The organism is Bradyrhizobium sp. AC87j1 (assembly GCF_002936975.1).
GTDB classification, from domain to species: domain Bacteria; phylum Pseudomonadota; class Alphaproteobacteria; order Rhizobiales; family Xanthobacteraceae; genus Bradyrhizobium; species Bradyrhizobium shewense.
Genome location: NZ_PTFE01000094.1, coordinates 22,393 through 29,165, shown reverse-complemented (window position 1 = coordinate 29,165; position 6,773 = coordinate 22,393). Strand labels below are relative to the sequence as shown.

The 6,773-nt window shown below is 66.7% G+C and carries 2 protein-coding genes; both read left to right on the top strand.

Going from position 1 to position 6,773, the window contains the following annotated elements; translation table 11 throughout:
- Positions 1 to 111: 111 nt before the first annotated feature.
- Positions 112 to 3,258, top strand: a complete 3,147-nt coding sequence (gene addB, locus CV770_RS33095; protein ID WP_104465340.1) for a double-strand break repair protein AddB — start codon at positions 112 to 114, stop codon at positions 3,256 to 3,258.
- Complete coding sequence (gene addA / locus CV770_RS33090; RefSeq protein WP_201760151.1) at positions 3,252 to 6,761, top strand: double-strand break repair helicase AddA; 3,510 nt, start codon at positions 3,252 to 3,254, stop codon at positions 6,759 to 6,761. The genes addB and addA overlap by 7 nt, the downstream gene beginning before the upstream one ends.
- Positions 6,762 to 6,773: the final 12 nt, after the last annotated feature.

Genomic DNA, 6,773 nt, shown 5'->3' with positions numbered 1-6,773 from the left:
CCCTACGGCACCTGTTCTAGTCCCGACGAACAGCGGGGACGACTTCCCCCCGCCCCATGACCATTCGACCCCGCCTCCCTATATTGCCCTGATCTCCGAATCAGGCAGTCCATGCGCGTCTTCAGCGTCCCCCTCTCAGTTCCATTCCTGCGCACGATCGTCGCGAGCCTGCTCGACGGACGGCTGGTCGAGGGATTCGAGGCGCGCAAGGAACCGGCGCGTCTGGCGGATGCCACACTGTATCTGCCGACAAGGCGCGCGATGCGCGTGGTCCGCGAGATCTTCCTCGACGAGATGAAGGCGGACGCCGTGGTGCTGCCGCGCATCGTCGCGCTCGGCGACATCGACGAGGATGAGCTCGCCTTCGCCGACGAGGGCGAGCAGTTCTCCGGCGCGACGCCGCTCGACATTCCGCCGCGGCTTGGCGAGCTCGAACGACGGCTGACGCTGGCGCAACTGGTCGCGGCCTGGGCCAAGGGCCCGGTGCTCTCGCCGCTGGTGGTCGGCGGGCCCGCTTCGACGCTGGCGCTCGCCGGCGACCTCGCGCGCCTGATCGACGACATGGTGACGCGTGGCGTCGACTGGAGCGCGCTCGACGGTCTCGTACCTGACAACCTCGACCGCTACTGGCAGCACTCGCTCGAATTTTTGCGGATCGCACGCATCGCCTGGCCCGGTCATCTCGCCGAGATCAACCGGATCGAGCCGGCGGCGCGGCGCGATCTCCTGATCGCGGCGGAAGCCAAACGGCTGACCGCGCATCCGAGCGGGCCGGTCATCGCGGCCGGTTCGACCGGCTCGATGCCGGCCACCGCCAAATTTCTGCACGCAGTCGCCTCGCTGCCGCATGGCGCCGTGGTGCTGCCGGGCCTCGATACCGATCTCGATGACGACGCCTGGCGCAGCATCGGCGGCGTGCGCGATTCGCTCGGCAAGTTCGCTGAGCATCCGGCGTCGAACCATCCGCAATATGCGATGAACGCACTGCTGGAACGTTTTGGCATCAAGCGCAGTGACGTCGAGATTCTCCAGCCGCCAGCGGACGGCGGCCGCGATCTGCTCGCCTCGGAATCGATGCGGCCGTCCGCCAAGACGGAAGTCTGGCACGACCGGCTGAAGCAGCCGGATGTCGCGGCGAAGATCTCCGGCGGCATGAAAAACCTCGCGGTCGTCGAAGCACCCAACCCTGAAATGGAAGCGCTCGCCATTGCCATCGCGATGCGCGAGGCGCGGCATCTCGACAAATCGGCGGCGCTGGTAACGCCGGACCGCGCGCTGGCGCGGCGAGTGATGGCTGCGCTGACCCGATGGGATCTCGCCTTCGACGATTCCGGCGGCGATGTGCTGATGGAAACGTCCGCCGGCGTCTTTGCCCGGCTCACGGCGGAAGCGGCGACCAAGGGACTGGAGCCGCCAACGCTGCTGGCGATGCTGAAGCATCCGCTGTGCCGGCTCGGCCGGCTGCCTGGCGCGTGGAAGGCGGCGATCGAAGATCTCGAGCTTGCAGTCCTGCGCGGCACGCGCCCGCCTGCGGGCACCGGCGGCCTGCAGCGCGAATTCAATCGATTCCGTGACGAGCTGACAAAGCTGTGGCGCAGCGAGGTCTCCGCACTTCACAAGGCCGAGCCCCGTGCGCGTCTCAAGGCCGAGAATATCGACCGCATCCAGACGCTGATCGATGCCTTGCAAAAGGCGCTGGCACCGATCGAGAGTCTGGCGTCGGCAAAACCATATGACTTCGCTGAACTCGCGCACCGGCACCGCGAAATCATGATCGAGCTGTCGCGCGACGAGCAAGGCATTCCGCTCGCCTTCGAGGAGCGCGAAGGCCTCGCGCTCGCCGGCGCCTTCGACGATCTGCTACGCGGCGGCACGACCAGCGGATTGATGGTGACGCTGCCCGACTATGCCGACGTCTTCCAGACCGCGTTCAGCGAGCGCGCCGTGAGGCGACGCGACAAGCCGGGCGCGCGGCTGCAGATCTACGGCCCGCTGGAATCGCGCCTGATGCAGGCCGACCGCATCATCGTCGGCGGGCTGATCGAAGGCGTCTGGCCGCCGGCGCCGCGCATCGACCCCTGGCTCAGCCGGCCGATGCGGCACGAGCTCGGTCTCGATCTTCCGGAGCGGCGCATCGGTCTCTCCGCCCACGATTTTGCCCAGCTGCTCGGCGGCGACGAGGTGATCCTCACCCATTCCGCCAAGGCCGGCGGCGCGCCGGCGGTGGCCTCGCGCTTCCTGCATCGGCTGGAGGCGGTTGCGGGCGACGATCATTGGAAGGCGGCCGTTCGCGCCGGCGAGAAATATGTGCAGTTCGCGGGCGCGCTGGACCAGCCGGACGAGGTCAGGCCGATCAAGCAGCCCGAACCGCGACCGCCGCGGGCGACGCGGCCGCTCAGGATGTCGGTGACCGCGATCGAGGACTGGCTGCGCGATCCCTACACGATCTACGCAAAACACATTTTGCGGCTCGACGCGCTCGATCCCGTCGACATGCCGCTGTCGGCCGCCGACCGCGGCTCGGCGATCCACGATGCGATCGGCGAGTTCACCGAGAGCTATGCCGCGCGTCTGCCCGACGATCCCGCCCGCGTGCTGCGAACCATCGGCGAAAAATATTTCGCGCCGCTGATGGAGCGGCCCGAAGCGCGGGCCCTGTGGTGGCCGCGCTTCCAGCGCATCGCGCGCTGGTTCGGCGAATGGGAGACCGCGCGCCGCGACGCGATCGAGGCCATCGTCGCGGAGACGCGCGGCGAGATTTCAATCACGCTCGACAGCGCGCGCAGCTTCCGCCTTTCCGCGCGCGCCGACCGCATCGAACGGCGCCAGGGCGGCGGCTATGCCATCCTCGACTACAAGACCGGACAGCCGCCGACCGGCAAGCAGGTCCGCATGGGCCTGTCGCCGCAGCTCACGCTGGAGGCCGCGATCCTGCGCGAGGGCGGCTTTCCCGATATCGACGCCGGCGCTTCGGTGAGCCAGCTCGTCTATGTGCGCCTGAGCGGCAACAATCCGGCCGGAGAAGAGCGCATCGTCCAGCTCAAGATAAATAAGGGTGACGAGCCAATTCCGCCGGACACGGCAGCCGCCGACGCAAAGGCCAAATTGGAGGCGCTGATCCGCGCCTTCGAGGACGAGAATCAGCCGTACACCTCGCTAAATCTGCCGATGTGGGCGAACCGCTACGGCACCTATGACGACCTTGCCCGGATCAAGGAATGGTCAGCGGCCGGCGGTTTGGGGATCGAGGAATGGTGAAGCTACCTCGCCCCATCCCGGACGAGGTGCGCGCGCGGCAAGCGCGCGCGTCCGATCCGACTGCCTCGGCTTTCGTGTCGGCCAATGCCGGCTCGGGCAAAACGCATGTGCTGGTGCAGCGGGTCATCCGTCTGCTGTTGTCGGGCGTGCCGCCGGAAAAGATCCTCTGCATCACCTTCACCAAGGCCGCCGCCGCCAACATGGCCGAACGCGTGTTCACGACGCTGGGTCACTGGGTGACGCTTGATGATGCGGCGCTCGACGGAGCGATCAAGGCTGTCGGCATCCCCCACCCGGATCGAAAATTGCGCCGCGAAGCACGAAAACTGTTTGCGTGCGCCTTGGAGACGCCGGGCGGGCTGAAGGTGCAGACCATCCACGCGCTGTGCACGCGCCTGCTCCAGCAATTCCCGTTCGAGGCCAACGTGCCCGCGCGCTTTGCCGTGATCGACGAGCGCGACCAGACCGACATGATGGAGCGCGCCAATCTGAAGGTGCTGCTGGAGGCCGCGCGCGATCCGGAGAGCGTCACCGGCCGCGCATTGCTGACCGCGATGGCGAGCGCGGCCGACGTCACCTTCAAGGAGGTCGTGCGCGAGGCGTGCCTGAGCCGCGATCACTTCATGGCCTGGACGGATGAGGCCGGCAACGCCGAAGCCGCGGCTGCGCAGATGGCAGCGGCGCTGGGTGTTGATGCGAGCTACCGCATCGAGGATGTCGACACCGAGATTCTCGATGGACCCTATCTGCCGCGATCGCGCTGGGACGACATCGCCTTTGCGCTAGATGATGGGAACAAGACCGAAAAGGACCAGGCCGATTGCTTGCGGTCAGCAAAGGCGGTCTCGGGGAGCGCACAAGTTGATGCCTATCTTGCCGTCTTCCTGACGGATGAAAAGAAGCAACCGCGCAAGACGTTGTTGACCAAGCAATTTTGCAAGGATCATCCATCAGTCGCTCATTTGTTCGAGAATGAGGCGCGGCGGCTCGATGCGTTGATCGAAAGGCGTCGCGCCGTGACGGTCCGCGACCGCACCGCAGCCCTGCTGCAGATCGCAACGGCCGCTGCCGCGAATTACCGCCGCGAGAAGCAGGAGCGCGGGCTGCTCGACTATGACGATCTGATCGACAAGACGCTGGCGATGCTGAACCGCATCGCCTCGGGCTGGGTGCATTACAAGCTCGACCGCGGTGTCGATCACGTCCTGATCGACGAGGCCCAGGACACCAGTCCGCGGCAATGGGATATCGTCGCGCACATCATCTCGGAATTCACCGCCGGCGAAGGCGCGCGCGAGGGGCTGAACCGCACGGTGTTCGCGGTCGGCGACGAGAAGCAGTCGATCTTCTCGTTCCAGGGGGCAGAACCCCGAGAGTTCGACCGACGCCGATATGACCTCAGAAGAAAGTTTGAAGCTGCCAAGCTCAAGTTCGATCCGGTTTCTTTCAATTACTCTTTCAGGTCGGGCGCAGCGATCTTGCATTCGGTCGATCATGTCTTTCGCGACGAGACTATCTATCGCAGCATCCATGCGGAGAAGGCCTATCCTGTCCACAATGCGCTCGACGATGCAGGCCCGAGCGCAATCGAGCTTTGGGACCTAGCAGTCGCTGACGACAAGCAGAACATCGAAGGCTGGCGCGCACCGTTCGACGGCGTCGCCACCACCAGCCCTGAAGTGAAGCTCGCCCGCCGCATCCAGGCGGAGATCAAGCGGCTGGTCGAGAGCGGCACGCTGACGGGACATGAAGGCGAACGCCGACCCTTACGTTATGGCGACATGCTGATCCTGGTGCGCCGGCGCGGCAATGCGTTCGACGCCGTGATCCAGGCGCTCAAGCATGCGAACGTGCCGGTCGCTGGCGCCGACCGGCTCAAGCTCACCGAGCATATCGCCATCATCGACCTGATGAACCTTGCGGACGCGCTGCTGCTGCCGCAGGACGATCTCGCGCTGGCTGTGGCGCTGAAGAGCCCGCTGTTCGGGCTCGACGACGACGATCTGTTTCGATTGGCCCATGACCGCAAGGGCTCGCTGCGCCGTGCGCTCAGCGAGCATGCGGGCACAGGCGAAAAGTTCGCCACGGCATTGCGGTGCCTGGAAGCCTGCGAGATGCGGGCACGGGAGGAGACGCCGTTCGCGTTCTACGCCTGGCTGCTCGGCGGTGACGGCGGACGCGCGCGCATCCTGCGCCGCCTCGGCCATGAGGCCAATGACGCGCTCGACGAATTCTTGGAGCTGGCGCTGAACTATGAGCGCAAGGCACCGGCCGCTCTGCAGGGTTTCATCGCCTGGCTGCGCTCGGCTGATACCGAGGTGAAGCGCGACATGGAAATCTCGCGCGACGAGGTCCGGGTGATGACTGTGCACGGCGCCAAGGGCCTCGAGGCCTCGGTCGTGTTCATGGTCGACACCACCTCCTCGCCCGCGGACTCGCAGCGGCTTCAGCTGATCAACGTATCGCGCGGCAATGGCAGCGGGGTCGTGGTCTGGGCCGGGCGCAAGGCCGATGATCCCAAGCCGGTCGCCGAGGCCCGTAATGCGATGATCGAGGAGACCGAGGACGAGTATCGCCGTTTGCTTTACGTCGCGATGACGCGCGCGGCGGACCGGCTGATCGTCGGCGGCTGCCTGCCGGGCAACAGGAAGGACGTCCGCAAGCTCAGCTGGTACGACCTGGTCGATACCGGGCTCGCCGGCTCGGGTCTGGACAAGCAGGTGATCGAGACGCCGCTCGGCAAGGTGACCCGATTCGCCCGGCCGGAGGACGTCGCCGCGCTGGGTATCCCGGCGGCGACCGTGGACCAGACAGTCGCGCTGCCGGCCTGGCTGCGCCTGCCGGCCCCGCGCGAGATCGTTGACGACGACCTGGTGCGTCCGTCCGGCCAGTCGGCCGAGGAAGGCCGCAGCGTGCGGACAGGCGAATCGGTGCAGTCGCGCGCGCTCGCACTGCAGCGCGGCACGCTGGTGCACCGTCTCCTGCAATCCCTGCCTGATATCGCCGCGGAGCGCCGGCGCGAGGCCGCGCTCGGCTTCATGGCGCGCAATGCCTCCGATTGGACGGAGGCCGACCGCGCCGCGTTGGCGGACAAGGTGCTCGCCCTGATCACTGAACCGCGCTTCGCGCCGGTCTTTGCGGCCGGCAGCCGGGCCGAGGTGGCCATCGCCGGCCGGCTGGAGCGGCAGGGCCGGGCGCCAGCGCTGGTGTCGGGACAGATCGACCGGCTGGTCGTTCGTCCGGATGAGGTTTTGATCGTCGATTTCAAGACCAACCAGGCGGCGCCCAAGAACGCGGCCGCAGCGCCCGCCGCCTATGTCCGGCAGCTCGCGCTGTACCGGGCGGTGCTGGCGCGGCTTTATCCCCAAAAGCCCATCCGCGCCGTCCTGCTCTGGACCGAGGCCCTTGAATATATGGAGATTTCAGCCCCCGCGCTGGACGCGGCGCTGGCATCCCTTCATCTCGGTGTGAGCGTCCTTGACCCGGCAAGGGGCCGTTCATAGGTTGACGGCATG

What these genes read in the sequence shown, in the direction of transcription:
- addB (WP_104465340.1), top strand. Translation starts at nt 112, where the DNA reads ATGCGCGTCTTCAGCGTCCCCCTCTCAGTTCCATTCCTGCGCACGATC.
- addA (WP_201760151.1), top strand. Translation starts at nt 3,252, where the DNA reads ATGGTGAAGCTACCTCGCCCCATCCCGGACGAGGTGCGCGCGCGGCAA.